The following is a 26,415-nucleotide window of genomic DNA, read 5'->3' as shown; positions in this document are numbered from 1 at the left end:
GTGACTTAAGTGAACAGCTGCCTGATCTGCAGGACGGCGGGCTTCATCGAGGCCGTACGCGGCACATCTTTGACTTCAAGGAATCGAACCGGGATCTGATAGGGAAGCAGCCGGTCCTTCAGGAACGCGCGGAACTCCGCATCGCTTGGCATTTCTGCGCCCTCTGCCAGAATGATGGCGGCGGCCGGTACTTCTCCCAGACGCGCGTCCGGAATGCCGACGACTGCTGCCTCGCGAACCGAATTGTGTTGCTCGATCTGGCGAACAACATCGTCCGGGTGAACCTTGAACCCGCCTCGGACGATCGCGTTGTCAGCCCGCCCCCGGATGAAGAGAAAATTATCTTCGTCAAGGACCGCCCGGTCAGTCGTCCGGCGCCATGTCCCGGAGTCGCCGATCTGCGGCGCCTTGAGCTCCAGCAATCCCTCGGAGCCAGGCGGCAGGGGGTCACCTGTTTCGGGGTCGACAACCCGGGCTGTCACATCATGATGAAGGCGGCCCGCAGCGCCGCGCTTGTCCTTCCAGTGCAGACGAAAATCTTTCAGAGACCAGCCCGCAACCGCGCCGGCAAATTCGGTTGCCCCATAATTGCCAAGGATGGGAAGGTCGTAACGCGCGAGGAATTCATCGACGATTGCCGGATCGAGCGGCGCGGTTCCGCTGATGATTGCCGACAGGCTGGAGAAGGTGTCGGCGGGCAGATTCGCCTCAAGGATCATTCGGAGCGCAGAGGGCACACCCGGCGCGACTTTCGGCCGGTGACGAACGACGGCGCGCGCCCACGTCTCGACCGAGAAGCGCTCGACAAGACAGATCCGGCGGCCCGCCATGAGTGCGCCGATCACGCCGTAGATCCCGCCGATATGGGTGACCGGATTGATGATCAGTGTCGCACTCTCGCGCAGTTTCGCAGGATCGCCCGCCTTCCGTGTGCCCTCATAGACAGCGACGGCTGCAAAGCTGGCATCGAACGCCGCCCGGGACAGCGGTACGCGCTTTGGCTTACCCGTGGTGCCGCTGGTGAGCATTTCGATCGCGATGCCATCTGCGACAGGACGCTCGAAGGGCTTCTCCGCCATCTCGCCTCTTTGAACTGCCGAGCTCAGATCTGCTGCAATCTCGATGATCAAGGGAGACGTTCGCGCCAATGCACCGGCAATCGCGGGCCGGGAGAGGTCTGAGGGTTCGCCGATGACAACCGGCGCGCCGAGCGCCTCAACGTCTCCCGCAAGAACGGCGTCCGGATAGATCGGATTAAGCGTTACCAGGCAGCGGTCCGTCGCCAGCACGGCCAGAATCGCCGCGATGTGTCCGGGCCGGTTGTGCAGGAAGACGCCGACACGTCCGCCAGCCGGCACGTTGTATTCAGAGAGGATCGCAGAGATGTCATCGACGCGCGATTTTAACTGCGCCCAGGAATACCAGGTCTCATTGTGGTCGATCACAGGCGCCTCAGGATCCAGCGTCATCACCGCGCGAAGCTTTTCAGAGATCGTTGCCATACTTGGACCCTGCCTGTGCCGGCACCCGACCGCCGACCCCACCTATATAACTAGGTATTACATTAACAACGGTTTTGGCAAGCACGCCCAAACAATAACCCACATCACCCGTCGATGACGGCCTGCAGCGACCGGGCGAGCCACAAACGCACGCCCTCGTCGACGCGCCCCTGAAATGGCCGGAGGGGCAGGATCATCTGGAATGTGAAGAAGCCTGTGGAGACGGCCATGATCTCGGCTGCACGTGCGGCAGCATCCGTCCCGCCGATCCATCTCTCCAGGGGCTGCATGATCTTCCGGTGGAGGAGCGCGACGGCAATGGACTGCGTTTCCTGGTTGGCTGCCGCAAAGATCAGCATGGGCAGAGGATTGATCCTGGTCTGAGAGGGGGTGGTGAACAGCTCTGCGATCGCCTCTCCGAACCGCTCACGCGGCGCGGACGTGAGCATGCCTGCGTCCAGCGCGCCACTCAGCGCTGCCTCGAACAGTTTTTCCTTGGATCCGAAATAGCGGCTGACAAGCGCCGGATTGGCTCCGGCCCGACGCGTAATCTCCTTCAGTGAGGCTTCGCCATAGGGCGTTGTGGAGAACACGTCCTGAGCCGCCGCGAGGATGGCCTGCCTCGTGCGCTCTGCATTCCGTTTCCTGACCTCAGACGTGTCGATCATGCACCTGGTTATATATGTGTGTTGACTCGCAAGTAAATCCCGATTTACTTAGCAAAAAACTGTGGGAGAGGAAACCAGATGGTAATGGCTGAAGTTCCGGCGCATGTCCCGGCAGACCGGGTTTATCCTTTCGACTATCACAATGATCCTCTGATCTCAGAAGATATCCATGATGGACTGCTGAGGCTGAGGCAGGATGCGCCGCCGATATTCTGGACACCTGCGCATGGCGGCCACTGGATCGTCTCGGACACTGACCTGATGGTAAGCGTCCTCAAGACACCTGCAATTTACTCCAGCAGACAGCTGCAGATCCCGCCACGTGAAGACGCGCCCCGGATGATCCCGGAATCGCTCGATCCCCCGGAACACCTTCTCTATCGCCGTCTGATGATGGAGTATTTCGAGAAGTCACGGATCGCTCATCTCCAGGCGCGGGTGAACTTCTGGACCGATACGTTGCTGGCAGACCTGGAGGGCAAAGCGGAGTGTGACTTCGTTGAGGTGGTCGCCTCTCGCCTGCCGGTATACGTATTCATGGAGTTCGCCGGGTTTCCACTGGAACGCGCCGATGATTTCCGCTCGCTCGTGGACGGCATGTTCCGCTCAAGCGACCCGGCGCAGCGCCAGAACTATGCGATGCAGATCATGGGCGAGCTTCAGCAGCTCATCACGGCCCGCATGGCTGAGCCGAAGGATGATATCCTCAGCAAGCTGATCGAAGCCGATTTCCAGGGCCGGAAGCTGACTTTTGAAGAGCTCATGTCGATCGGCTTCCTGCTCTTCCTCGCCGGCCTCGACACGGTCACCAATGCCATGACGTTCGGGATCCGCCACCTCGCGCGCGACGGGGCCCTCCGCGCAAGGTTGAGGGACAACCCTGACAGGATACCTGACGCGGTTGAAGAACTCCTGCGCCGCTACACGTTTCCGACGCTGCCCCGACAGGTCACGCAGGACACCGAGCTCGGCGGGGTCAGCCTGAAAGCCGGCGACATGATCCTTTGCCTTATCGCGCTTGCCGGGCTCGACGAGACGCTCAATCCCGACGCTCTCTCCGTCGACCTTGACCGGGAAAAGCGAACCCATTTTGCATTCGGCACGGGCGGACATACCTGCCTTGGCCGCCATCTCGCAAAGATGGAGCTTGAAACCCTCTACCGCCGGTGGCTGGAGGTGTTTCCCGATTTCGAGATCGACCCGTCCCGCAAGGCTGCGGCGCCCCGCGGCGGCGCGGTGATGGGAATCCCCGAGCTCTGGCTCCGGTTGCCTGCCTAAAACTCCTGGAGGAAATCATGGTCACAGACATGAAGTTGCCTGACGTCAAGATCTGGATCGGTCAGGATGGCCGCTCGAAGGGAAGCGGCGGGACCTTTGCTCACCTCAACCCGGTGACCGGAGAAAAGCAGGCGGACATTCCGCTGGCTGGCATAGCCGAGATGAATGAAACGGTAGAGAAGGCAGCGGAGGCATTCAAAGCCTGGCGCACCACGCGCCCAGAGCACCGCCGCGATATACTCAACCGGTTTGCCGATCTGATCGATCAGCACAAAGAAGAATTTGCCGCTCTTGCGGCGAAGGATGGCGGCACGCCTCTGCCCTCCGGCATGGGCATGGCCATGCTCTCGGTCCAGTGGACGAAGTACTATGCGGGCTGGTGCGACAAGCTCGACGGAGATCTCTATTCGACCTATGACACGCGCGGCGAGTTTTCCTATTCCGTCCCCGAGCCGCTGGGCGTCGTCGGCATCATTATTACCTGGAACGGCCCCCTCATCTCCCTCTCCATGAAGGTGGCTCCGGCTCTGGCGGCGGGCAATTGTGTCGTCGTCAAGCCGGCAGAAATCACCCCCTTCGCACCTGACCTCTATGCCCGTCTTGCCAGGGAAGCGGGCATCCCCGACGGGGTCCTGTCGATCGTTCCCGGCGGGATTGAGGCAGGCGAAGCACTCGTAAAACATCCGAAGATCGAGAAGGTGAGCTTTACCGGCGGTCCGATCGCGGCGCGCAAAATCATGGCGGCCTGCGCCGAAAACATCAAGCCGTCGGTCATGGAGCTCGGCGGCAAGTCCGCCAGCCTCATGTTCCCGGACGCCGACATCGACGCGGCATGCGCGCGGGCCATTCAGTGGTCGATTGGTGTCATGGCTGGCCAGGGCTGCGCGCTGCCGACGCGCCTGCTCGTCCACAACGATATCTATGAGAAGGTCTGCGCCAAGCTTGTGGCAATTGCCTCCCAGTACAAAGTCGGTGATCCCTTCGAACCGGGGGTGGCGGTCGGGCCCGTCATCAACCGAGCTGCCAGCGACCGGATTGCCGGAATGCTGGACCGCGCCAAAGCGGCGAAGGCCGGCCGGATTCTGTTGGGAGGGGGCCGCTGTGGCGGACCGCTGGCGGGCGGTAATTTCATCGAGCCGACCATTATCGCCGATGTCGACCCTAAAAGCGAAATCGCCCAGATCGAGATCTTCGGACCGGTCCTGCTCGTCTTCAGGTTCGAGTCAGAGGATGAAGCTGTAGCGCTGGCCAATGACACAGAGTACGGTCTTGCCGCCTATATCCAGTCGAATGACATCAAACGCATCCACCGCGTTGCGGAGCGGCTGAAGGCGGGCGGCGTTTATGTCAACGGCGCCGTGCAGATCAATCCGCACACCCCGTTCGGGGGCCTCGGCCTTTCGGGCTTCGGCAAGGAAGGCGGACGCGCCGGAATCGACGAGTTCCTCCGCTACAAAACCGTATCCATCGCCTGAGCCAGGAAACCCAAGACCCATGACCTTCTCCATCGACCAGTTCCGCCTTGACGGAAAAGTCGCCATCGTCACCGGCGCCGGCGGGCGCGGCAACTCCATCGGCCGCGCCTACGCGCTCGGCCTGGCAGCGGCGGGCGCAGCCGTCATCGTTGCCGACATCAACAAGGACGGCGCTGTCAGTGTCGCCAACGAGATCATCCAGTCGGGCGGGCAAGCGGCCGGCGTGCAGACCGACATCACGGACCCCGCCTCTGTCGAAGCAATGGTTGCAGCGGCTGAAAAGCAGTTCGGCGGGGTCGACATCCTCGTAAACAATGCGGCGCTGATGGTGGAGATCGTGGCGACACCGGCAATCCAGCACACCACGGAACAGTGGAACCGCGCCTTCGCCGTCAACGTGACTGGCGCGCTCCACTGCTCCCAGGCCGTCGTGCCTTTGATGGCAAGGCGCGGCGGCGGGAAAATCATCAACCAGGTCTCGGGGGGCGCATATCCTCCGTCCACGGTTTATGGTATCACCAAGATTGCACTGGTCGGCCTCACGACCACGCTGGCCCGGGAACTTGGCAGCCAGAAGATCAACGTCAATGCCATCGCGCCCGGCAATACGATGTCAGATGCCGGCGCTCTGCTGACACCCGACAGCTCGCCGTTCGTGAAGGCGCTGGAAGCCTCGATTGCGATGCGCATGCGCGGACAGCCGGATGAACTCGTCGGACCGCTCCTGCTGCTTTGCTCACCGGCTGGCGACTGGATCACGGGCCAGGTTCTGCACGTTGATGGCGGCTGGATCATTCGCCCCTGAAACTGAGAAAATGAGGTAACCAATGGTCTGGATACTGCGTGCAGCTCTTTTGGCTGGCTGGATCGCCATGCTGATCATGTCGGTGCGAGCCATCACGGGCCTGGGAGCGGACACGGCCGGAGACGTGTTCTTCGCCGATCTTGCCCATCCCTGGCGCGGCCAGTTCAACTTTGATCTGATCCTGCACCTTGTCCTCATGGCAGGCTGGATCTCCTGGCGTGAAAAACGGTTTCTGACGGGAGCGCCCTTCGCCGCACTGTCAGTACTTACGGGCGGCGTATTCACGTTTGGTTATATGCTTATCGCCACGTTCACGGCGCGGGACGCTGCGTCATTCTTGCTCGGGAAACGCCGCACTCAGTCATCGATACCCATGACGCAGCCCGTGATATAGGCTGCGAAATCGCTCACAAGATAGGCCGCGAGCGCGCCGAGGGACCGCAGTTCGGCTTTGGTGCCACCTGCGACAACGCGGCTGGCTATTGTATTGACCCGGATTCCATCTCGGGCCCATTCCACGGCCAGCGTCTTCGTCAGATTACAAAGCGCGCCCGAAGCTGCTGCCTGCACTGCGCCGCCCGCCTCTTCGGGCAAGTCGAGGAAGAGGATCGTACCGGGCTTGCCCTGCGCCATAAGACTTTGCGCAAGTTCCGCTGCGTAGAAGAACCGGCTGTCAAGGCTCGCCTGCAATCCGGCACGCCAGGCGGCCGGATCCAGCTGATCGGCGCGTGTTCTGACAAGGGCTGATACAGTGTGAACCAGCAGCGTCACCGGGTCCCGCGCCGCCGCGCTCGCCGCCTCTATGGCCGCTGCGGCTTCGGCCCGGCTGGCCACGACCGGCCCACGTGCAATCGTGGCGCCCGCCGCCGCCAGTTCGTGCGCGACGGCCTCCAGGCCTTCTCCTTCGCCGATGACAATTGCCACCGGGTCTGCCAGCCAGCTCGGAACGGTCCGGCTCATTGGGAATACCCCCAGATATTGGCGCGATGGTTCGGTGGCACGAAGTCAGGAGACAACAAGGCGCGGCGCAGGTTCTCACCGCCATCAATCATGATGACCTGGCCTGTGATTGCAGAGGCGAAAGGCGAACACAGAAAGGCTCCGGCCCAGCCGAATTCCTGCATTCGCCCGGTGCGCCCCGCCGGTATCATGCGGCCCAGTTTCTCAACCGCCTCAGGATCCTCCCCATTGGTCGAGGCGGCATGCGGAAAGAAGCCGGCTGCCACACAGTTCACGCGAATACCGCTCGCCCGCCAGTCGCTCGCCAGAGCCCGGGTCAGGGTGGCGACTGCTGCCTTGGCGGCAGCAGAATGCGCGTCACCGGGAAAGCCGGTCCAGATGTATTGCGCGCTGTTATTTACGATCGCGCCCGGTAAGGCGCTCGCCATCCTCCGCCGCGCAAACTCGGACGAGCAGAGAAACGTTCCGTCGATCGCAATCTGCGTGATGGCATTCCACGCATTTGTGGAGAGCGCTTCGGCGAGAGCCGGGAAGTTCCCGCCCGCATTGTTAGCGAGGATGCTGACAGGCCCAAGCGCTGCTTCAGCCGCGTCGAACGCTGCAGACACCTGGGCCGCGTCGCGCACATCTGCGGCGATGGCCAGCGCCGTTTCGCCCATCGCCTCGATTTCGGCGGCGACAGCGCGGGCCTTCTGAATATCCCGGCCAACGATGGCGAGCTTTGCGCCGCCCTGAGCGAAGGCAAGCGCCATGCCCCGTCCCATTCCCGAGCTGCCCCCCGTGACCAGGACAATATCGTCGGAAAATACGGCCTCGGGCAGGAAAGGCCGGTCAAAATCCGGCGGCTCGACGATCCGCTCTCGTCTCTGGTTTGTCATTTACTGTTCCCTCTCGCCGATAGTCCCTTGCGTCTGAAGCGAGCCTCATGCCATCTTCCCGGCGTCAGATATTCAACGAGACTGACCGCATGACCGATACTCACTTTTCCGAACGCATGGCCATTGCCGATCTCATCGCGAGCTACACCATCAACGGCGATCGCGGCAAACTTGACGGTCTTGCCGCGTGTTTTGCGCCGGACGGCGTGCTTGAATTTCCGGGGGCCAGCGCGAAAGGCCCAGCCGAAATTTTCCGCACCCTGAGCAGTGGCCCACGCAACCCGTCGCTGACGCTTGTACGTCATCATCTGACCTCGTCTCTGATCGAATTCGAAACAGATGAAACGGCGACGGGCCGGACCTATTTCCAGGTCTGTTCGGATGCCGGCCTCGATCATATCGGCGTCTATGCCGACCGCTTCGTCCGTCTTGATGACGGCTGGCGCATCGCCCGCCGGCACGTCCGGATCGACTGGCAGTCGCCAGGCTCCCTCTTTCGAAGATTTGAGGCCCGCCATTAGAGTCCCCGTGCGATCAGGACCTTCATGATTTCATTCGATCCGCCATAGATCCTCTGAATGCGCGAATTCTTCCACTGTTTGGCAATGGGATAATCGTTGACATAGCCATACCCGCCATGAAGCTGCAGACAGGCATCCATGATTTCCCATTCGGTGTCAGTCACCCACATCTTGGCAATGGCAGAGGTATCGTTGTCGAGGGTCCCGTCGATGGCTTTCTGGATACAGTCATTGATGAAGGTTCGTGCCACGACCGCCTTGGCCTTGCAGGCGGCAAGCTGAAACTGCGTATTCTGGAATTCGAAGACAGACTGGCCGAAAGCCTTACGCTCCTTCGTATAGTCAATCGTCCAGTTGATCGCCTTCTCCATGGCAATGACGGAGTTGACGGCAATGATCAGGCGTTCGCGCGGCAGTTCAGCCATCAGCTGGAAGAAGCCTTTGCCCTCCTCTGCGCCGAGAAGATTGTCAGCCGGCACGAAGACATTGTCGAAGAAGAGCTCGGAAGTGTCCTGCGCCTCATGCCCGATCTTGTCCAGCTTGTTGCCGCGCCGGAACCCTTCCACCTGATCGGTCTCCACGATGAGCAGCGATACGCCACGTGCGCCCCTGGATGGATCGGTCTTTGCAACAACGACGATGAAGTCAGCGATCTGCCCGTTGGAAATGAAGGTCTTTGATCCGTTGATCCGGTAGCCGTTGCCATCGCGCAACGCAGTAGTCCGGATTGCCTGAAGATCGGAGCCGGCTCCAGGCTCGCTCATGGCGATAGCGCAGACACGCTCGCCCGAAATCAGCTTGGGCAGCCAGCGACGCTTCTGGTCTTCGGTGCCGTGCAGCGCGATGTAGGGTGCAACGATCACATTGTGCAGCGTGATCGCAAAGCCCTCAAGCCCAAGGCGCGCACACAGTTCGCAAAGGACAATGTCATGGCGGAAGTCTCCGCCGGGCCCGCCATAGGCTTCCGGCAGGCTGACGCCGAGAAATCCGGCCTCACCGACTTCGGTCCAGAAACGTCTTTCGACCTGTCCGTCGGCCACCCATTGCGCCACCCGTTCAGGCGGAGCGGCGCGGGTGAAGTATTTTTCAGCGCCCGCCGCGAACATCTTGATTTCCTCGTCCTGCATAAAAGCCGGATCGGGCAGTTTGAGCGTCGGCATGGGCGGGCGTCTCCGGAATAAAGTTGTCTGGACCGTAACGGTCCACCGCCCCAACCAAAGCACACCTAGTTATATATCTCAACCCAAAGCTTCCGTCAGCAAGCTGGCCGGTATGGTCAGCTCTGCGAACCGTTACGGCATTCAGGATTCTGCCGACAAAGCCCTGAACGGTTTCATTCCGAAATAAAAGAGACCTGCGCCGATGGGCGCAAATGTCAGATACGTCATCACAAGAGATTTTTTTACTGCCAACTCGTCCTGGAAGACGAAGTCTGTCAGAAATGCCGGAAAGGAGGGTCCGATGGTCAGGCCCGTGATCGAAATTGCAGCGATGAAGACCGCCGACATTCTGCCCCGCAATTCAGCAGGCGTAACAATCTGAAGCGCGGCGGCCGACACACCGATGAAGTTGCCCAGTATTTTTATAGGCGCCATCGCCAGAAGGAAGCCGATCGCGCCAAATGGCATCACCAGAACAACCGGCGCAGACAAGGCAATCACGGTAAATCCGTATACATAGTATCGAAGGTGGGCATCCCTGACGCCTCTCGAATAGAGACCGTCCACCACGGCGCCATTGAACAGCAGTCCGGATACTCCCAGGAGCGCCGACCACAGGCCAAGCGCCAGCCCGACTGTCCCGATTGACCAGCCATAAACCCGGTGCAGGATCACTGCCGTCCAGGACAATCCGGCATAGGCACAGATCATCATGCATGCCGACCCGAGAATAAGGCAGGTCAGGAACCGCGCATTGGCCGACATGAAGGAAAAAACAGCTCTGAAGGGCGCCCCTTCCGCGACCAGAGTATGGCGCCTTTTGGGTTCGGGCATCGCAAACACGAGGAAAGCGATCAGCACACCCGGCAGCCCGGTGACGACGAACGCAATCTGCCAGACCTCCAGATCCGGGAGGAGTGGAAGGCTGCCTCCGGATGCGGCCCAGGAAATCACGGCGCCACCCACAATGTAGGCAACAGACGCCCCCAGCAGCGAACCAATGGAGTATACCGACAGGGCCAGAGCGAGGCGTTTCTTTGGAAACAGGTCACTGAGAATCGAATAGGCGGCCGGGCCGAGGGCAGCTTCCCCGAGCCCGACTCCAACTCTTGCTGCCAGAAGGGCGCCGTAGGTCTCGGACAATCCGCACAGGACGGCACAGATCGACCAGGCGAAGACGCCCCAGAATATCACCCAGCGCCTTGAAAACCGGTCAACCGCATAGCCAAGGGGCAAACCGGCGGTAGCATAGAGTATACCGAAAGCCAGGCCCTGAAGCAGGCTGACCTGGAAATCGGTTACGCCGAGGTCAAGCTTGATCGCGTCCACAAGGAGGGCCACGATCTGCCGGTCCAGAAAGGCATTGATCCCCATCACCAGGAGGATCGCCACACTCGACCAGGCGAGAAGCGCGGATGGGAAGGCTGGCTCGGCGCCGGTCTCGATTTCGTCTTTCTCCGGCACCGGAACCATCGTTCACTCCCATTTCCAGGTCAGTTGTCTTTTTCGTCAGATCGGTTCCTGCCTGCGAGGCGGCTCAGAACTCATAGCCCAGCCGGACACCCCAGGTGCGCGGGAGGTTTCGTTGGGCGAATACCACGTCAAAGAGTCCGGGCGCATAGAACTTGTTGGTGTAATAGGTTTCATCGTTGAGATTTTCGACGAAGACCTGCCCGTTGAATGCGCCGTCCGGTGAAGTCCAGAGAAGGCGGAGATTGGCAATGCCATACGCTTCCTGGAGTTCATAAGGGTTGGCATCGATGTTGAGACTGGTTTCTGACTGGTACCTGGCATCAAACTGAAGATCGAATGCGCCGAGGCTGATCTGCGGGAAGCTGTAGCGAACCAGCACATTCGCATTGAGCTCAGGTGCGCCTGGCAGGCTGTTTCCGTCCACATTGCTGCCATCGAATATGAGGTCGGATTCGATTTCAGAATCGAGAAGCCCAAGCCCCATGGAAAGATAAACCGCATCTGTGGGCACGGCTGTCAGCTCGATTTCAGCACCGGTAACGGTTGCGTCGCCGGCATTAAGGAAGTCGACAACGATGTTACCCTGCTGGTCCGATGTTCCGGCATTGGCCTGAAGACCCTGAAAATCGTAGTGGAAAACTGCCCCATTAAGCCGCAGACGGTTTCCCAAGAGGTCTGATTTCCATCCTGCCTCCCAAGCCGTCAGCCTTTCGGCATCGGCAGGACCGCGCGCGGCGAGGCTGGTTGCATTGGCTGCAAACCCGCCACTTTTGAAACCGCGCGAGAGTTTCACATATGTCAGTATGCTGTCGGCGGGTTTGAAATTCAGGGTAATATCCCCGGAAAAATCGCTGAAGGAGGACACTTCCGGGCCGGCAATCGAAGCCCCGGCACGCGTGACCATTCTTTCAAGCGTGCGCTCTTCATCCGTGTACCTGCCCCCCACGATCAGGGAGAGCTTGTCGGTCAGTTCGGTATCCACCTGAGCAAAGACTGCCCAGGCGCTGGTGTCGACCTGGCCCTGCCCGCTGCCCAGATTGAGCTCGTTTCCCGGAAAGACCGAGGAGACGAAAGCGGTGAAGTTTTCAATCTCTCTTTCATCCTTGTACGCATAAGCTCCCAGAACCCATTTGGCTGCCTCTGTATCGCCACTGAGACGGAACTCCTGGCTGAGGGCTTCAGTCTGCGCATTGAAAAAGGGCGCGAGAAAGCTTGACCCTCCGGTAGATAGGTAAGGGCCTGGCGTGGTGGCGTAACGCGTCACCGTTTCGTACTGCTCGAGGCTCGAGATCGAGGTGAAGTCTGCCCATCCGAAATCGTGCCGGACCTGCGCTGATACGCCTGACTTGTCATAGTTCAGGGGAAGCGGAAACTCGGCATACGCATCTTCGAACGCCTGGCTGGGCACCTGCAGGCCACGCCGGGTGAAGCAGCTACCGCTCTCGACGTCAGCGACGCCGCAGAGGCTGGTGCCGCCGGCCGCCAGAACACCAAAGAAGACAGGGCTTGTGCTGGTGCCGCGCGACTGCGTGTGATTGGCACGGAGGGTGACATCCCCCCCCTCCCAGAGATCGGCCGCAAGCGTACCGCGCAGGGACAGCACTTCCGATTCACCAAAGCCCCCCTGCCCCGTAATGGGGTTGGACTGCATCTCGCCGTTTTCGCTATAGCGGGCGGCCACTCTCATCCGCAACCCGGACGCAACCGGGCCTCCCACGGCACCTTCGATGACACGCTTATCGAATGATCCGGCCTGAGCGGTCAGGTAACCGTTCAGCTCATCGCCGGGCTCCCGCGAAATAAAGTGGACGAGGCCCGCTGTAGTATTGCGCCCGAACAAGGTGCCTTGAGGCCCTTTGAGCACTTCGACCCGCTCCACATCAAACAACTGGCTGAGCGCGGCGCCCTGGGCAGGCTGGAAAACCTCATCAATATAAAGAGCAACGGGACCATCATTCACATTGGAAAAATCAACGAAACTGATCCCGCGCAGGCTGAGCCAGGCATTGGTAGACCCACCCCCGCCCTCACCCTGCAGCCCTGTGACGGTGAAGTTCGGGGTTTGCCACGCAACCTGATTGATCTGTTCGAAGCCGAGCTGTTCGATCATGTCGGACGAGAAGGCGGTCACGGCAACCGGCACATCCTGCAGGTTCTCTTCACGTTTCTGCGCGGTTACGACAATCGTTCCCAGACGGCTCACCTCATCTGTCTGAACGCCCGCCACAGGAACTTCCTCCGTCCCGGCCTCCTGCGCATCGGCGGCTGAAACAAAGAGAAAGGCTGCCGCGCCCATGAAAGCGCATGAACTCATCAACACTGAACGGATACCCGGCGATCTGGCACTCATCATCATCTCCTCCCTGGAGCGTCATTGATCAGACGCCCGTCAAATCACGGCAGTTTATGATTGTTATTGCCGCAGAAGATATATTACCTGTTGTACATAGTTGTACAAGTCGGAATGAGGTTGAAACGATATTTCCGCTTCCGCGTGAAACCCGGGCACGCATGCCACCTGACAAAACGATGAAAGAGCCCCGACGCGGGCGTCAGTAGCCGGAAGGCATGCTATCGGAAACCAGGCCTCGCGTCAGAGACACGACCTGAAACAGGCTGCTTCCCAAGGCGCATTCCTGCGATGGCTGACTGCAGACTCAACCCGCTGCATGGCCCGTCCCTTGCGGTGAACGTTAGGTTTTCAGCCTGTGTGCGTCCACGACCGAAGCAGCGGCTTGAGGACCTTGCCGGTTGCGTTTCTCGGCAACGCATCGACCCGCTCAATGAATTCCGGTATCTTCTGTTTCGCAATTCCGAGGCCCAGAAAGTGGCGGCTGATTTCATCCAGCGTCAGGTCCCGCCCTTCGATGAACACCTTGACCCGCTCTCCGAGACGCTCATCCTTCACGGCAACGGCTGCCGCGTCCGTCACGCCGGGAATGGTCCGGATCGCATCCTCGACTTCGCGTGAGGAGATATTCTCACCCCCGCGAATAATGATGTCTTTCTTCCGGTCAGTGATATGCAGGAACCCCTCATCATCGAGGAAACCGATATCACCGGTCCGGTACCAGCCGTCCTGTGTGAAGGCGGCCGCATTCAGTTCCGCATCCAGATATCCGAGAAAAAGTTCCGGCCCGCGCGTCAGGATCTCGCCATCTCCACGGGCGACGGGTTGGTCCTGATCATCCACGATCAGGATCTCGGATCCGGGCATGATACGGCCTTCGGTATTGAGCCGGGCGTCGAGCGGATCGTCGGGCGCGCCCATAGTAACGGTGGGATGTTCGCTTGACCCGTAAGCATGTACCACACTGATCCCGTAATCCACGCAACGCTGCACGACGCTGGCCGGAACCGGCGCGGCGCCAAGCACGTAGTGTTTCAGGCTGGAGAGGTCATGACCACCGCTTTCGGCGGCGTCCAGCAGACCGGCCATATGATAGGGGGTGCCGGAAGATCCGGTGATCCGGTAACGTTCGATCAGACGCGCAGCCTCATCGGCATTCCATTCATCCATGGCGACAACCGGCGTCCCGAGCGCCAGAAATCTGAGAAGTTGCAAAGCCCCGGCAACGTGTCCGGGCGGCCATGGCGAAAGGTTGATTTCAGATCCGGTGTCTCCCCGCCAGTTTGCCTGCGCCGCGATCTCCGAGAGAAGAGTCCCGCCGGAATGCATAACGCCCTTAGGATTGGCAGTCGTTCCTGATGTAAACACAAGGAAAGAGAAGGCGTCCGCGGTAACCGCGGAAGGCCCCGGACGCCGCTCCGGGGTCAGCAATGCCTGAAAAGCGATGGTCCCTTCTACGGGCGCGCCTACGACCACGTGCAAAGGCCTGTCACCCGGATCGACGGAGGCATCGACGAGTGTTTTATAGTTGACACCGCGATAACTGTCCGGCGTCACGACAATACGAGCCCGCGATTGACGAAGAATGAACTGAAGTTCTTTTTCCTTGTAGAACGTCACGATGGGCATGAAGACGGCCCCGGCATAGGCGGCGCCGACCATCAAGGTTAGCCACTGTGACCACGGCGGAAGCATCCCCCCGACGACATCGCCGGGCCTGATTCCGAGGCCGATCAGACTCTGGCCGACCGCTTCGCCCTGCCGGACAATTTCAGCGAGCCGCATCGTTTCGGGATAGGTTCTGGAATGGGCAACAAACAAAGCTTCAGGCGACATCCTTTCGGCTGACTTGAATGCCTCATAAAAGCCTTGCTGGACCATCGGCCACCCCCATAACTGTCAACTGGTTCTGAACCCTGTCAGGTATTGAGCGAGTCCACGATGCGCTCACCCTCGCCGGGGCCGGCCCAGCGGGCATGGGCGTTCTTCAGGTGAAGGCGCCAGTGGGCAACCGCTGCTTCTTCCTCGCGCGCCTCGATCAGCTTGATCAGCTTACGGTAGGACTTCATACCGCCCAGCAGTCTCCGCTTGCGCTCCTCGGCATCAATCGCATCGCGGCGCATCACACCCTGTTTATGGTTGATCATCAGATCATTGATGATGTGATTGACGAAGGTAAGCGTGTTGTTCCCTGTCAGCTTGACCAGAAGCAGATGGAAGTCAGCGACGCCGCGTGTGAATGCTTCGAGTTTGGAGCGTTCGACCAGCGTCAGCAGATAATCAACATGGGCGTTGAGTGCCTTTACGACTTCGGCATTGTTTTTCATCCGGCAGAGCGTTCGCACCACGTAAGGCTCCAGCGCCATCTGGGAGGCATAGAGGTCAGCAATCGTGGTGCCCTGTGACTGAAGCACATAACCGGCATATCGGGAGGCGACAGCTTCCTTAGGTTTGTGGACCTGCGCGCCTGAGCGCGATCCGCGTGTAACCGAAATGAGCTTCTCAGCCTCCAGTATCCGGAACGCTTCGCGCAGGGTCGGCCTGGAAACACCCAGCGTTTCCATAAGCTGGCCTTCCGGAGGCAGAGTATCTCCTTCTGTCAGCTCGCCGCGGACAATCTGCCCTCTGATCTGATCAGCCACCACTTCTGATGTCTTGGGCGTGCGGATGCGCGGCTGGGCAGCCACGCTGTTGTCGGCGGGCTCGCGAGTCATCATTCCCCTGCTCAAATTAATCTCCGATCATGCCGCAAACGAGAATTCCCGGCTTTATACGGGTGAGATACCACTATATAGTAAACCTAGTATAACATCTTCAGTTGAAGGTTACCATAATCCTTTTCGGAAACATTCATATGTCCCATCCTCGCACGCACGCCGCCCTGACACCCCAGAAAGCAGCCGTTATCGTGGCTGAAACTGGTGAATACATCTCTTACAGTGCTCTGGAAACAGCAGCCAATCAAGGCGCTCATCTGTTCAGGCGCCTTGGTCTGAAGTCAGGTGACACGGTTGCGGTATGGCTGCCAAACATCACGGCGTATTTTGAAGTTTACTGGGCAGCGCAACGCGCAGGGCTATACATCGCGCCGCTGTCGACCACGCTGACGGCAGATGAGGCGGGTTACATCGTGGCTGACAGCGGGGCCAAAGCGTTGATTTCGAGTTCGAGTGTCCGGAGCGCATCTGACCTCCTGCGGGGGACCGTCCTGCCAGCGAGTGTTTCGCTGATCCAGACTGACGACGGCTGGGACGGCGTGCCCCTCTGGCAGACCTGCCTTTCCGCTGAGCCAGAATCCCCTATTCCGGATGAAGCGCCCGGGTTTCACATGGTCTACTCTTCGGGCACGACCGGACGGCCAAAAGGTGTGCGCCAGCCCCTGGGAACCGGGGCAGCGACGGATCCGCATCCCCTAGCCGAAAGGATGCGAACGGCATACGGTCTTGGTCCGGATTCGGTTTATCTCTCGCCCGCGCCTCTCTACCATACGGCGCCGCTCGCCTTCTCAACATCCTGCCACCGTATTGGCGCAAGTGTTGTCATGATGGAAAAGTTTGATCCATCCAAAGCGCTGGCGGCAATTGAAACCTACAAAGTCACGATCAGCCAGATGGTGCCCACAATGTTCGTGCGGATGTTGCGCCTGCCTGATGCAGAGCGCCTTAAGTACGACCTCTCATCGCTTCAGACATTGATCCATGCTGCAGCGCCCTGCCCGATCGACATAAAGCGCCAGATGATTGACTGGCTGGGGCCTATTATCCTTGAGTATTACGGTGGCTCGGAAGGCAATGGAGCGACCAATATCACATCTGAAGAGTGGCTGAAGAAACCTGGCTCTGTCGGGCGTGCCAGCATGGGTATCCTGCATATCTGCGATGAATCGGGCCGCGAACTTCCTGCCGGCCAGACAGGGATCGTCTATTTCGAAGGCGGTGCGGACTTTCAGTATCACAACGACCCGCAGAAAACACGAGACGCGCGCCATCCCCGGAATCCTGGCTGGTCTACCCTGGGCGATATCGGCTATATGGACGCAGATGGCTATCTGTTCCTTACTGACCGGAAAAGCTTCATGATCATTTCCGGCGGCGTGAACATCTATCCTCAGGAGACGGAAAACATCCTCCTGTCACACCCTGGTGTGATGGACGCTGCCGTGATCGGCGTGCCCCATGCCGAAATGGGTGAAGAGGTGAAGGCGGTTGTGCAGCCCGTTGACCCGAATGCGGCCACGCCTGAATTTGCCGCCGAGCTTATCGCCTGGTGTCGCGCCAAACTGTCGCCTGTCAAATGTCCCCGGAGTGTGGACTTCGAAATGAACCTGCCGCGGGGCGATAATGGCAAACTCTACAAACGCGAAATCCGGGCGCGTTACTGGCCAACCACCTGACCAGACGGGCTGCGACCGCGTCACCTGATATCGCGCGTGACGCGGTCGCGGCTGCCTCATCCGGGAGGAAGTCCGGCAAGCGCCTGCGCGCGCTTGGCAACCTTACCTTCAAGATTGGCACGCTTGAACAGTCTGGCCGCATTGCCGCCCAGAATTGCAATAAAGTCGGACATGTCGGCGTCAGAGTTTTCCTTCATCATCCGGTCAACCACATTCCGGGAGAAAGGAAACGTTCCCTCAGAGTGAGGATAGTCCGTCGCAAAAAGAAGCGCTGCGACTCCCACGCCGCGCCGTGTCGCCACTGAACCCACATCATTCTGCAGGGCACAGTGTACCTGATCGCGTATGATCTGGCTCGGAAGGCGCGACAGCTTTGGATAAATTACCGGAGCATGACCTTGGTAAATCTCATCCATCCGCTCGGCAAGCCCCCACAACCAGCCTGCTGAGTGTTCCGCAAACAGAATATGCGCCTTGGGATTGCGGTCAAGTACGCCCCCGCCCACCAGTAAGGTGATGATATCCACCGCATCATTCATCTGACGGGTATAGTTGAACATGCCGGAGCCAGGCCCTTTCAGGGCACGGATGTTCACATTCCCGACGCCGGTATGAAACACAAGCGGGATATTATTTTCGCCAGCGAAGGCGAAAATCGGATCCCAGCGGACGTCATTGTAATTGTCCATACCCTCCCAGAGGCAGAAGGCCGCATAGCCCAGCTCAGCGGTACGTCTGCATTCTGCAAGCGCGTCATCAAAATCGATACAGGGGATCATGGCTGCCGGGACAAGCCGTCCCTGTGAAGCCCTGCAATATTCCCAGGCCCAGTCATTGTATATCTGGCAGGCGGTCCGCTGACCTTCCCGGTCAGCAATCCGCGGCAACATAAGGCCGAGCGAAGGAAAAACGAGTTCTGCATCGACGCCGTCCCGGTCCATATCCTTGAAGCGGAGTTCGAGGTCACGCGCCCCCAGGCGCCGCAAGTCGACAGCACAATCGCTGACGAAGTTGTCCCTAGCATCCGTGCAGGCGCGATCCTCCCGAGCTTCAGCCTGGGCAGTAAAGGATGCGTCGCTCTGTCCGGTCTTGTGCGCGTGAAAATTTGCTTTCACCTTCAGGATTACCTGATCCCCGATACGGGTTATCCTGTAGTCACCGTCCTTTTCACCATGAATAACGAACTGCCGGAGATGATCAGGCATGTTCTTCGAGAAGAGATCTGGCGGTTCGGCGATATGTGCATCACAGCTGAATATGAATGGTCTCATTGCGGTCTCCCTGCTGGCTCCGGCTTATTCGGCAGCCCTCTGCAAGGTCCGCTAAAGCGCCCACCCGGACCATTCGGGAAAACACCTATAGAGATACCTTTTAGGGTTTCTGAGGCGATCCTGTTACGATCGATTGCAGTCCAAAAACCCAATATTAGATACCTTTAACAGACTTCCTACCCTGTGCCTGATCAGGCAGGAACAGACTACCGGCGCATGCGCGCCAGCCGCTGGTCCAGAATGGCTTCTGCCTCCGAAATGATGCGGTCGATCAGGACTTTACAGGTCGGAATGTCGTGAATAAGCCCCTGAACCATGCTCGCCCAATAGATCCCTTTTGAGAGATCACCTGTTTCAAGCAACTCCCGCCCTGCCTTCCCGTTAACGAGCTCGGCAACATCGGAAAATCGCGCGCCAGGAGCCGCCAGCCTTTTCACGACTTCATCAGAAACAGGGCTCTTTCCGACACGCGCGGTATTCTTCAGGCTGCGAAAGATCAGATTGGTTCCGCGTTCATCATTGTCGACATAGGCCTGTTTTACGTTGGGATGGATCCTTGCTTCCTGGGTCGCGCAAAAACGCGTTCCCATATTGATCCCATCGGCCCCGAGCGCTAGCGCTGCAACCAGGCCTCGACCATCCCCAAATCCTCCGGAGGCGATCATGGGTATGGAGACCTGATCTGCAGCGCACGGGATAAGGACGAGACCGGGAATATCATCCTCACCCGGATGACCGGCGCATTCAAATCCGTCGATCGAGATGGCATCAACCCCGCGCTTTTCCGCCGAGACAGCATGGCGAACGGACGTACACTTGTGCAGAATCCGGATACCGTGTGGCTTCAGCATTTCCCAGATTTCCTGGACGGCCGACGTGCCAGCGGTCTCGACGACCCTGACCCCGCAATCGATGATCGCCTGGGCATACGCCTTATAGTCTGGCGAATTCACGGTCGGGAACACAGTCAGGTTGACCCCGAATGGCTTGGCCGTCATCGACCGGCAACGGTCAATCTCGAGCCGTAACGCTTCCGGCGACGGCTGGGTCAGAGCGGTAAGAATACCCAGTCCACCGGCGTTCGAAACGGCCGCGGCGAGCTCTGCCACCCCGACACTCTGCATGCCGCCCTGAACGATCGGATGCTCGATTTCGAGCATCTCTGTAATGCGGGTTCTGATTGTCATCCGGCGCTTTCCCTGACTGCTTTCTTGTATTACTAGGTTATATATATATTTCTACGGAGTTCACGTCTTGTCAAACCGGATCAGGGCATTTGGTCCTCGCTTGCCACTGATGGCCGCGCCGATGTCGATCGCCTCAACTGTAGCCCTCGTCAGCGCGTGTTCCAGGGCAGGCATAACGGCCTGTTTTCCAACCCACAATGCCGCGCGCGATGGCGGGCTTGCCAGCTGGCTTTCCCGCATTCAGGCCGATCAGAAAGCGTTTGCAGATCAGGGCGGATGCCCGGCTCCGTTTGCCGTCAATATCAATGTCTCGCGGCATAAGCCGCAACACGTGCTGGATCAGGAAATCGCCGACTGCAGGGCCGCCGGGATAAGCATCATCACCTCAAATGCAGGTAATCCTGCGGAGCTCGTCAAACGCGTCCACGACTGGGGCGGTATTGTCATCCATGACGCAACGACCGTCGAGCAGGCCGAGAAAGCGGCGGCGGCGGGCGTCGACGGCCTCATGCTCGTCTGCGCCGGGGCGGGCGGGCTTGGCGGGCTCCTCTCACCCTTCGCTTTCGTCCCTAAGGTCCGCAGCTTCTTCGGCGGTATCATCCAGCTGGCAGGCGGCGTTGCCGACGGCACGGGTATCGCGGCGGCAGAAATACTTGGCGCCGATATGGTCTGCATGGGCACGCGCTTCATTGCGACCGAAGAGTCTGGCGTAGCGGCGGGCCACAAGCAGATGCTCGCCCGCGCCCGCATGAGCGACATTGTCTGGACCGAGAACATCGTTGGCATCGGCGCAAACTTCCTGCGTCCTTCCATCATTGCCTGCGGTCTGGATCCGGACGACTTGCCACAACTGACTGCAGATGGTCGTACAACCATGTCACGCTCCATAAAGCCGTGGGCTGATGTCTGGTCAGCCGGCCATAGCGCGGCTCTCATCAAGCATGTGCCAACTGTCGCATCCCTGATCGTTCAGCTCGAAGATGAATACCGGGAGGCATCCCAGCCAAGAAAGACTGCAGTTCCTTGTCCATAGAAATTGGCGCCCCCCCAATACGATGGCACGCATTGCGATCGTGACGCCGGGGCGCTTGCCAGCACTCGCTTCGCGCGACGGCCATTGGTGTTTGCTGAAGACAAGACTGGGACTGTAATAGCACGTTGGGAGCGGGAAAGCTCATTCAACGTACTTCGTAAACCTCATATACAAGTTCACTCATTCCCGTTGAACGTCCCTTGGCGATCGCCTGCACCTTGTTGAGCCAGGCGTATTTGGGATCGTTTGTTTCGAACAATGGCGCCACGATGATTGGAGCCCGGCCGGCCTGCGTATAGTCTGACCGCCCTTCGTATCGGACGAAAATGGTCGCCCCGTCATCCGTTTCGAGCGTTGCGCGGACGTCAACGTTCAGTGTTCCATCCGGCGATACGACGGCCCAATCCCCCGATGGCTGAGCGAGCTGATTTGCCTTGAGCCGGTCTCCTTCCCAACGCGCCTCTTCAATATCGACAATCATTCGCATCCCGCGAGGAGTATTCGGCATCACAGCGGGAACACCAAGTTTCAGAGTCACATTGGCATGCGGCACGAGCTGGATCCCGCCAGGCCGGCTGTCAGCGACTGTGGGCGCGGCTGCCGCAGCTGTACGCGCTGCCCTGGCGGCGATAAGCGGTTCGTTGGTTCCGCTCGCATAAAGTTCAGCCGCCCCCTCGCCGAGACGCTTTCCAGGGGTGAACCGAACGGGCATCTTCTTGATGCCGTTTGTGAAGTTGGACCTAAGTCGCGCAACCGGCCCATCGAAAGTGATATCCGGCAAACGGGTTAGCGTTTCTTCGAACATCGCTTTCAACTCGGCGCGCGCCAACATTCCGCCGAGGCAGCGATGAATTCCGCCAAGGGCGCCGAATGACAAGTGCTGCTTCGCATTCTTTCTATGAATGTCGAAGTTATCGGGGCTTTCAAAAAACCCTCTCGTCTCGGTTGCCAGAGCAATACCAAAGCATGACCCGGTCGCCGGACTTGATCGTCTGGCCATGCATGTCAAAATCTCTCAACGCTTTCCGGGCGAATCCAAGTGCAGGCGTTGTGAACCTAAGCATCTCATCGATCGCATTGGGAAGAAGCGAAAGGTTTTGCCTGATCTCATCCGCCAGGTGCGGGCGCTCAATCAGATCTGCTGTTCCATGAAGAAACTGGGTTCGGGTGGTTTCGTTTCCGGCCGTTGCAAGCACAATGAATGTCGCGCCAATTTCGGTATCGCTGAGTTTCCTGCCACCTTCTTCAGCATTCGCAATCATGGAAAACACATCGTTGAGCGGTGAACGTCTGCGACGCTGAGCCGTGCGACGCACGTAGGAAATCATCTGAAAGCCGCTCAACACAGACTTTTGATGGTCACTGAGTTCCGGGTCGGACTGACCAAACATCGCGTTTGCCCAATCGAAGAGTTTTTGCCTGTCGTGAGACGGCACTCCGAGAATATCCGCCACAATTTCGATCGGCGTATAGGCCGCTACGTCATGCCAATCACAACTTCCGCTCTCAATGACGGCGTCAATTGCGCGGCGAGCATAAACCTGCATGGCCTCTTCGAGCTTCTTGATCGCAGGCGGCGTGAAGCCATGCAGAATCGACTTGCGAATCCAAGTATGTTGCGGCGGATCGCACAGGATGATTGACCGATCAATCGTATTTGCAAGCTGCGCTTCTACGACTTCGAGAGGCGAGACGTTGGTTCGTGAAGAGAAGACTTCGACGTTCTTCTCGATCTCTGAAATGTCCTCGTAGCGAACAACGTTCCAGAATCCGCCATCAAACTGGCGAGGCGAGAATGTCAGAGGAGCTTCCTGTTGACCTGAGACCCAATTGGTCCCGCATTTGAATGGAGAGTCTGTCGTAACGTGCTCTGAGACCCAAATCTGGACCATTCCGGGCTGGAGTTTTCCAGCCTTTCTCACACTGGCGGACTGGTGACGCCGGCATGATTGATCAGCGACGCCGGGGGTTTGTTCCCGATGGCGCTGTGCGTTCTTACCGTATTGTAGTCTCTACGCCAACACTCCAGCTTTTCGCGGGCATCTGGCAGGCTCATGAACCAATTTGCCGACAGGCACTCCGCTCGAAGTCTACCATTGAATGCCTCGATGAACGCGTTGTCAGTCGGCTTGCCGGGACGTGAGAAGTCCAGGGTGACGCCGTTCGCATAGGCCCAGAGATCGAGATCCCGTGAGATGAACTCGGAGCCCTGATCGACCCGGATCATCTTGGGGTAACCTATCTGGCCGCAGATCCGGTCCATCGTCTGGACGACATCCTCACCCCGATAGTTGTAGCGCGCATCGATCGCTGGAACATATCTCGACCAGGTATCTACGACCGTCAGTATCCGGAACTTGCGGCCTGTCGCCAGCTGATCGTGGACGAAATCCATCGCCCACACTTCGAGTGGCGAAACCGCTTCCTTGCGATCGCGGATGAGCTTGGCCCGCACCTTCCGCTTCGGATGTTTGTTGCGTAATTGCAGGCCCAACTCGTTGTAAAGCCGCCTGACCTTCTTCTGGTTCACGAACCATCCCTCCCGCCGAAGTATGACGTGGACACGGCGGTAGCCATACCGCACGCGTGTCTCGCAGATCTCCTTGATGCGCTCTTTCAACGCGGCCTGATCGGGTCGCCGAGAGTGGTAATGGAAGGTGGACGTGTCGAGCAGCAGGTTGCTGCAGGCTCTCCGGATCGACATGCCCCATTCCCGAACCGCCTCTTTGACAAGCTCTCGCTTACGACCAGGCCTTACGTCTTTCGTTTGAGCACGTCCTGTAACATCTCCTTGTCGAGGGAGAGATCAGCGACGATCCGCTTCAGTCGGGTGTTCTCGTCTTCGAGCTCCTTCAGGCGCTTCATCTCTGATGGCATCAGGCCGCCGTAGCGCTTCTTCCAGTTAAAATACGTCGCCTGGCTGATCCCGGCCTTGCGGCAGATCTCCGCCACCGGAATCCCCGACTCGCCCTGCTTGATAATGAACGCCTTCTGCGCGTCCGTGAACTTCGATGCTCGCATCCTTCTGTCTCCTCCCAGCCAGGTTCCAGGATACCGGAAACTCTAAGCCGAAACGATCCAGTTTGTTGGGGGCAGAGCACTGTCTCAGAAAGCGAAAGTAGTCATGCGGAACTTCTTTTAAGAATGCATCCGGATCAGCCAGATTTACCCCGCCGCTTGTGTGAGTGTTGATGCCTACCAACCTCCCATATTCGCTGCGCGTATCCGGTGCACGGCAGAACTCCCCAGATAAGCCTGATTGAATACCGACCGGCGGAACCAGATGTTCAGACCGTACTCCCACGTGTAGCCAATACCGCCATGGGCGGCGATGGCGTCGCGGGCCACTTCAGAAAACCGGTCGCAGATATGGGCCTTAGCAATGGCTGCTGCTCTTGAAGAATCCGGCAACTCTTTGTCCCAAGCATACGCCGCATACCAAAGCAGCGCGCGCGCCGGCTCAACATTCATTGCCATGTTTGCCAGCTGGTGCTTCAACGCCTGGAACTTGGCGATCGGCTGGCCGAACTGCTGGCGCTCCTGGGCGTAAGCGACACTGAGATCGACACAGTGTTGCGCGCCGCCCAGCGCATCGGCGGCAATCAGCACCAGCGCTGCATCAATGACGCGCTGAACAGCCGGGTCGCCGCCCTCAAACAGGATCTGCACCGGCGCATCCTGAAGGGTCACACTGGCGCATTTCCTTGTCCTGTCGGTTGACCGGACCGGTTCTACGGACACACCCTCGCCAGCCTCGGCAAGCGCCAGTCCACCGCCCTTGAGGCCCACGAGGAAGACGCCGGCGCTGCTGGCAGAGACAACGAACCTGACTTGTCCCGTGGCACGTCCGGCTTCGGATACAACGCCCCAACTCTCGGGAAGACCGTTGCCGCTGAAGGCGAGCCCGGCAACCACCGAACCGCCGGCCACATTCTGAAGGAAAGCTTCTCGCGCTGCCGAGTTGCCTGTCTGCGAAAGTGCGTAGGCGGCCAGCATCTGTCCCATAACCGGGCCTGGCGCAGCGCTGCGGCCGAGGGCCTCGGCGCAAAGCGCCGCTTCAAATAGTCCGAGCCCGCTCCCGCCCGCCTCTTCACTCAGCATCATGCCGGCAAGGCCGAGTTCCATCAGCGCGCGCCAGCTACCCGGTTCGAGATCCGCGTCCGCATCCAGAAAAGCCATCAGTTTATCGCGAGGCAGCGCATCCTGCACCGCGCCGAAGACGGTATCCTGAATAGCTGTCTGATCGCTGTCCGGATGAAATCTCATTTGCTGTGCTCCGCCGGAAAATCACGCGGCAGCCCCAGGCCGCGCTCGGCAATGATGTTGCGCTGGATATTGGTGGTACCGCCCGCAATGGAGTTGCCGAGTGAGCCCATGATCTGATCGAGCCATTTTTCAGGCCCGCGGCCTTTCGAGCCGGGAGACTCCGGCTCCAGCAAGGCGTCCTCACCAATGATCTCCTGCGCCGCGCGCGCGATGTCATGACCGATTTCGGTGAGGACAAGTTTCATCATCAGGCTGACGGAGCCGGGAGACTCGTCCGCAACGGCATGCGACATAATCCGGTAGCTGGAATAGCGATGCGCCATGACCCAGCCTTCGATGCGGGCCAGCATGTCGCGAATGAGGGGGTCTTCGATTGCCGGGCGCCCGTTGCGCTCGACTTCCCTGGCGACTTCGACAAGTTTTTCGAACTGGTTACCGAGGACGGCTGCCGATCCGATGCTTGCCCGTTCGTGCTTCAGGGTCGTGCGCGAAACGTTCCATCCTTCCCCCCGGTTTCCGACGATCCAGTCGGCTGGCGTTTCGGCATTGTCGAAGAAGAATTCATAGAACCCGCTCTCACCGGTCATCTGCCGGATGGGCCTGCGGGTGATGCCGGGCTGGTTCAGGTCGATCAGCAGGTAGGAAATCCCGTCATGCTTGCCAGCATCAGGTTCGGTTCTGACAAGGGCAAACATGTGCGTCGCCTGACCGCCCTGGCTGGTCCAGATCTTCTGCCCGTTGATGATCCATTTGCCGCCGGCGAGTTCCCCGCGGGTGCGGACCGATGCGAGGTCCGAGCCCGTGCCAGGTTCCGAGTAACCCTGTCCCCACACATAGTCTCCTGCCATGGTCGGGCGGATGAAGCGTTCCTTTTGCTTTTCAGTCCCGCGCTCAAGAAGAGTTGGCACCAGCATGTTCATGCCATTGCCAGTCACTTCCATCGGCGCACGCGCCCTTGCAAACTCCTCCCGGATAACCTGCGCCCGGATCACGTCGGGCGGCTGCTCCGAACCGCCATAGATCCTGGGGATGGAGCGGTAGAGATATCCGGCTTCCGTCGCCTGAAGCCGGAATGAGGCGATGAACGCCTTCATATCCGCCCTGTCGACATCCTTCGGTGTCCACGCGGTCTTCAGAAACGCGCGGACGTCCTTGCGAAAGGCTTCCGCCTCCGGTCCATAGCTCAGATCCATGC

The 26,415-nt window shown here is 59.2% G+C and carries 23 protein-coding genes; 7 read left to right on the top strand and 16 right to left on the bottom strand.

What is annotated here, in order from left to right:
• Positions 1–5: 5 nt before the first annotated feature.
• Both BBF93_RS05020 and BBF93_RS05015 read right to left on the bottom strand, forming a co-directional pair.
• Positions 6–1,502 carry a class I adenylate-forming enzyme family protein gene (locus tag BBF93_RS05020; protein ID WP_114105198.1) on the bottom strand — a complete coding sequence of 499 codons (1,497 nt, stop codon included), beginning with the start codon at positions 1,500–1,502 and terminating at the stop codon, positions 6–8.
• 104 nt (positions 1,503–1,606) lie between these two features.
• A complete protein-coding gene (locus tag BBF93_RS05015) occupies positions 1,607–2,170 on the bottom strand; it encodes a TetR/AcrR family transcriptional regulator (protein WP_114105197.1) in 564 nt (187 codons plus the stop codon).
• An 84-nt stretch (positions 2,171–2,254) separates the two neighbouring features.
• On the opposite strand from BBF93_RS05015, the gene BBF93_RS05010 reads away from it, so the two are divergent.
• Genes BBF93_RS05010 through BBF93_RS04995 form a run of 4 tightly spaced genes read left to right on the top strand, consistent with a single transcriptional unit; the run spans position 2,255 to position 6,122 of the window.
• The gene (locus BBF93_RS05010) at positions 2,255–3,448 is read left to right on the top strand and encodes a cytochrome P450 (RefSeq protein WP_162786417.1); all 1,194 of its coding nucleotides are present in this window, start codon (positions 2,255–2,257) and stop codon (positions 3,446–3,448) included.
• A 17-nt stretch (positions 3,449–3,465) separates the two neighbouring features.
• Entirely contained in the window at positions 3,466–4,923 is a 1,458-nt protein-coding gene (locus tag BBF93_RS05005; RefSeq protein WP_114105195.1) for an aldehyde dehydrogenase, read from the top strand.
• A gap of 19 nt (positions 4,924–4,942) precedes the next feature.
• Positions 4,943–5,728 (top strand): SDR family oxidoreductase, encoded by a 786-nt coding sequence (locus BBF93_RS05000; protein WP_114105194.1) that lies wholly within the window; start codon positions 4,943–4,945, stop codon positions 5,726–5,728.
• Between the two features lie 22 nt (positions 5,729–5,750).
• Positions 5,751–6,122, top strand: coding sequence for a hypothetical protein (locus tag BBF93_RS04995; RefSeq protein ID WP_114105193.1), 372 nt, complete (start codon positions 5,751–5,753; stop codon positions 6,120–6,122).
• On the opposite strand, the gene BBF93_RS04990 is transcribed toward BBF93_RS04995, so the two are convergent.
• Together BBF93_RS04990 and BBF93_RS04985 are read right to left on the bottom strand one after the other, a co-directional pair.
• Positions 6,086–6,688: an SDR family oxidoreductase gene (locus BBF93_RS04990; protein ID WP_114105192.1), complete on the bottom strand. Its 603-nt coding sequence runs from the start codon at positions 6,686–6,688 to the stop codon at positions 6,086–6,088. The two genes, BBF93_RS04995 and BBF93_RS04990, sit on opposite strands and share 37 nt — an antisense overlap.
• Positions 6,685–7,566, bottom strand: a complete 882-nt coding sequence (locus tag BBF93_RS04985) for an SDR family oxidoreductase (protein ID WP_114105191.1) — start codon at positions 7,564–7,566, stop codon at positions 6,685–6,687. Before BBF93_RS04985 ends, BBF93_RS04990 begins: the two co-directional genes overlap by 4 nt.
• 89 nt (positions 7,567–7,655) lie before the next feature.
• Between BBF93_RS04985 and BBF93_RS04980 the strand changes: the two genes are divergently transcribed.
• The gene (locus tag BBF93_RS04980; RefSeq protein ID WP_162786416.1) at positions 7,656–8,087 is read left to right on the top strand and encodes a nuclear transport factor 2 family protein; all 432 of its coding nucleotides are present in this window, start codon (positions 7,656–7,658) and stop codon (positions 8,085–8,087) included.
• On the opposite strand, the gene BBF93_RS04975 is transcribed toward BBF93_RS04980, so the two are convergent.
• From BBF93_RS04975 to BBF93_RS04955, 5 genes are all read right to left on the bottom strand, one after another.
• Complete coding sequence (locus tag BBF93_RS04975) at positions 8,084–9,247, bottom strand: acyl-CoA dehydrogenase family protein (RefSeq protein ID WP_114105189.1); 1,164 nt, start codon at positions 9,245–9,247, stop codon at positions 8,084–8,086. The two genes, BBF93_RS04980 and BBF93_RS04975, sit on opposite strands and share 4 nt — an antisense overlap.
• Positions 9,248–9,388: 141 nt before the next feature.
• Positions 9,389–10,720, bottom strand: a complete 1,332-nt coding sequence (locus BBF93_RS04970) for an MFS transporter (protein WP_114105188.1) — start codon at positions 10,718–10,720, stop codon at positions 9,389–9,391.
• A gap of 64 nt (positions 10,721–10,784) precedes the next feature.
• Complete coding sequence (locus BBF93_RS04965) at positions 10,785–13,070, bottom strand: TonB-dependent receptor (protein WP_162786415.1); 2,286 nt, start codon at positions 13,068–13,070, stop codon at positions 10,785–10,787.
• A 351-nt stretch (positions 13,071–13,421) separates the two neighbouring features.
• Positions 13,422–14,951 (bottom strand): class I adenylate-forming enzyme family protein, encoded by a 1,530-nt coding sequence (locus BBF93_RS04960; RefSeq protein WP_114105186.1) that lies wholly within the window; start codon positions 14,949–14,951, stop codon positions 13,422–13,424.
• Between the two features lie 38 nt (positions 14,952–14,989).
• Positions 14,990–15,787, bottom strand: coding sequence for a FadR/GntR family transcriptional regulator (locus tag BBF93_RS04955; protein ID WP_114105185.1), 798 nt, complete (start codon positions 15,785–15,787; stop codon positions 14,990–14,992).
• 137 nt (positions 15,788–15,924) lie between these two features.
• Between BBF93_RS04955 and BBF93_RS04950 the strand changes: the two genes are divergently transcribed.
• Entirely contained in the window at positions 15,925–17,463 is a 1,539-nt protein-coding gene (locus tag BBF93_RS04950; RefSeq protein ID WP_114105184.1) for an acyl-CoA synthetase, read from the top strand.
• A gap of 56 nt (positions 17,464–17,519) precedes the next feature.
• On the opposite strand, the gene BBF93_RS04945 is transcribed toward BBF93_RS04950, so the two are convergent.
• Together BBF93_RS04945 and BBF93_RS04940 are read right to left on the bottom strand one after the other, a co-directional pair.
• Entirely contained in the window at positions 17,520–18,734 is a 1,215-nt protein-coding gene (locus BBF93_RS04945) for an amidohydrolase family protein (protein WP_114105183.1), read from the bottom strand.
• Positions 18,735–18,940: 206 nt separating this feature from the next.
• Positions 18,941–19,951, bottom strand: coding sequence for a nitronate monooxygenase family protein (locus tag BBF93_RS04940; RefSeq protein ID WP_255417590.1), 1,011 nt, complete (start codon positions 19,949–19,951; stop codon positions 18,941–18,943).
• A 91-nt stretch (positions 19,952–20,042) separates the two neighbouring features.
• Here BBF93_RS04940 and BBF93_RS04935 point away from each other — a divergent pair, with 91 nt between their 5' ends.
• A complete protein-coding gene (locus tag BBF93_RS04935; protein ID WP_233349277.1) occupies positions 20,043–20,954 on the top strand; it encodes a nitronate monooxygenase family protein in 912 nt (303 codons plus the stop codon).
• A 145-nt stretch (positions 20,955–21,099) separates the two neighbouring features.
• Here BBF93_RS04935 and BBF93_RS04930 read toward each other — a convergent pair whose 3' ends face one another.
• From BBF93_RS04930 to BBF93_RS04910, 5 genes are all read right to left on the bottom strand, one after another.
• On the bottom strand, positions 21,100–21,954 hold the full coding sequence (locus BBF93_RS04930; protein ID WP_114105180.1) for a DUF3237 domain-containing protein: 855 nt from the start codon (positions 21,952–21,954) through the stop codon (positions 21,100–21,102).
• On the bottom strand, positions 21,878–22,846 hold the full coding sequence (locus BBF93_RS04925; protein ID WP_114105179.1) for a cytochrome P450: 969 nt from the start codon (positions 22,844–22,846) through the stop codon (positions 21,878–21,880). Before BBF93_RS04925 ends, BBF93_RS04930 begins: the two co-directional genes overlap by 77 nt.
• Positions 22,847–22,872: 26 nt before the next feature.
• A protein-coding gene (locus tag BBF93_RS04920; protein ID WP_114105178.1) for an IS3 family transposase occupies positions 22,873–23,975 on the bottom strand; the annotation gives its coding sequence in 2 pieces (ribosomal slippage) (positions 22,873–23,714 and positions 23,714–23,975; 1,104 coding nt in all).
• Positions 23,976–24,149: 174 nt separating this feature from the next.
• Complete coding sequence (locus BBF93_RS04915; RefSeq protein WP_114105177.1) at positions 24,150–25,220, bottom strand: acyl-CoA dehydrogenase family protein; 1,071 nt, start codon at positions 25,218–25,220, stop codon at positions 24,150–24,152.
• Complete coding sequence (locus BBF93_RS04910; protein ID WP_114105176.1) at positions 25,217–26,413, bottom strand: acyl-CoA dehydrogenase family protein; 1,197 nt, start codon at positions 26,411–26,413, stop codon at positions 25,217–25,219. Before BBF93_RS04910 ends, BBF93_RS04915 begins: the two co-directional genes overlap by 4 nt.
• Positions 26,414–26,415 lie beyond the last annotated feature (2 nt).

The organism is Hyphomonas sp. CACIAM 19H1, assembly GCF_003325995.1.
Classification (GTDB): Bacteria; Pseudomonadota; Alphaproteobacteria; order Caulobacterales; family Hyphomonadaceae; genus Hyphomonas; species Hyphomonas polymorpha.
The sequence above is the reverse complement of the archived record's forward strand: the minus strand, read 5'-3'. Positions and strand labels throughout refer to the sequence as shown.

What these genes read in the sequence shown, in the direction of transcription:
- BBF93_RS05020 (WP_114105198.1), bottom strand. Translation starts at nt 1,502, where the DNA reads ATGGCAACGATCTCTGAAAAGCTTCGCGCGGTGATGACGCTGGATCCT.
- BBF93_RS05015 (WP_114105197.1), bottom strand. Translation starts at nt 2,170, where the DNA reads ATGATCGACACGTCTGAGGTCAGGAAACGGAATGCAGAGCGCACGAGG.
- BBF93_RS05010 (WP_162786417.1), top strand. Translation starts at nt 2,255, where the DNA reads ATGGCTGAAGTTCCGGCGCATGTCCCGGCAGACCGGGTTTATCCTTTC.
- BBF93_RS05005 (WP_114105195.1), top strand. Translation starts at nt 3,466, where the DNA reads ATGGTCACAGACATGAAGTTGCCTGACGTCAAGATCTGGATCGGTCAG.
- BBF93_RS05000 (WP_114105194.1), top strand. Translation starts at nt 4,943, where the DNA reads ATGACCTTCTCCATCGACCAGTTCCGCCTTGACGGAAAAGTCGCCATC.
- BBF93_RS04995 (WP_114105193.1), top strand. Translation starts at nt 5,751, where the DNA reads ATGGTCTGGATACTGCGTGCAGCTCTTTTGGCTGGCTGGATCGCCATG.
- BBF93_RS04990 (WP_114105192.1), bottom strand. Translation starts at nt 6,688, where the DNA reads ATGAGCCGGACCGTTCCGAGCTGGCTGGCAGACCCGGTGGCAATTGTC.
- BBF93_RS04985 (WP_114105191.1), bottom strand. Translation starts at nt 7,566, where the DNA reads ATGACAAACCAGAGACGAGAGCGGATCGTCGAGCCGCCGGATTTTGAC.
- BBF93_RS04980 (WP_162786416.1), top strand. Translation starts at nt 7,656, where the DNA reads ATGACCGATACTCACTTTTCCGAACGCATGGCCATTGCCGATCTCATC.
- BBF93_RS04975 (WP_114105189.1), bottom strand. Translation starts at nt 9,247, where the DNA reads ATGCCGACGCTCAAACTGCCCGATCCGGCTTTTATGCAGGACGAGGAA.
- BBF93_RS04970 (WP_114105188.1), bottom strand. Translation starts at nt 10,720, where the DNA reads ATGGTTCCGGTGCCGGAGAAAGACGAAATCGAGACCGGCGCCGAGCCA.
- BBF93_RS04965 (WP_162786415.1), bottom strand. Translation starts at nt 13,070, where the DNA reads ATGAGTGCCAGATCGCCGGGTATCCGTTCAGTGTTGATGAGTTCATGC.
- BBF93_RS04960 (WP_114105186.1), bottom strand. Translation starts at nt 14,951, where the DNA reads ATGGTCCAGCAAGGCTTTTATGAGGCATTCAAGTCAGCCGAAAGGATG.
- BBF93_RS04955 (WP_114105185.1), bottom strand. Translation starts at nt 15,787, where the DNA reads ATGATGACTCGCGAGCCCGCCGACAACAGCGTGGCTGCCCAGCCGCGC.
- BBF93_RS04950 (WP_114105184.1), top strand. Translation starts at nt 15,925, where the DNA reads ATGTCCCATCCTCGCACGCACGCCGCCCTGACACCCCAGAAAGCAGCC.
- BBF93_RS04945 (WP_114105183.1), bottom strand. Translation starts at nt 18,734, where the DNA reads ATGAGACCATTCATATTCAGCTGTGATGCACATATCGCCGAACCGCCA.
- BBF93_RS04935 (WP_233349277.1), top strand. Translation starts at nt 20,043, where the DNA reads ATGTCGATCGCCTCAACTGTAGCCCTCGTCAGCGCGTGTTCCAGGGCA.
- BBF93_RS04930 (WP_114105180.1), bottom strand. Translation starts at nt 21,954, where the DNA reads ATGGCCAGACGATCAAGTCCGGCGACCGGGTCATGCTTTGGTATTGCT.
- BBF93_RS04925 (WP_114105179.1), bottom strand. Translation starts at nt 22,846, where the DNA reads ATGGTCCAGATTTGGGTCTCAGAGCACGTTACGACAGACTCTCCATTC.
- BBF93_RS04915 (WP_114105177.1), bottom strand. Translation starts at nt 25,220, where the DNA reads ATGAGATTTCATCCGGACAGCGATCAGACAGCTATTCAGGATACCGTC.
- BBF93_RS04910 (WP_114105176.1), bottom strand. Translation starts at nt 26,413, where the DNA reads ATGGATCTGAGCTATGGACCGGAGGCGGAAGCCTTTCGCAAGGACGTC.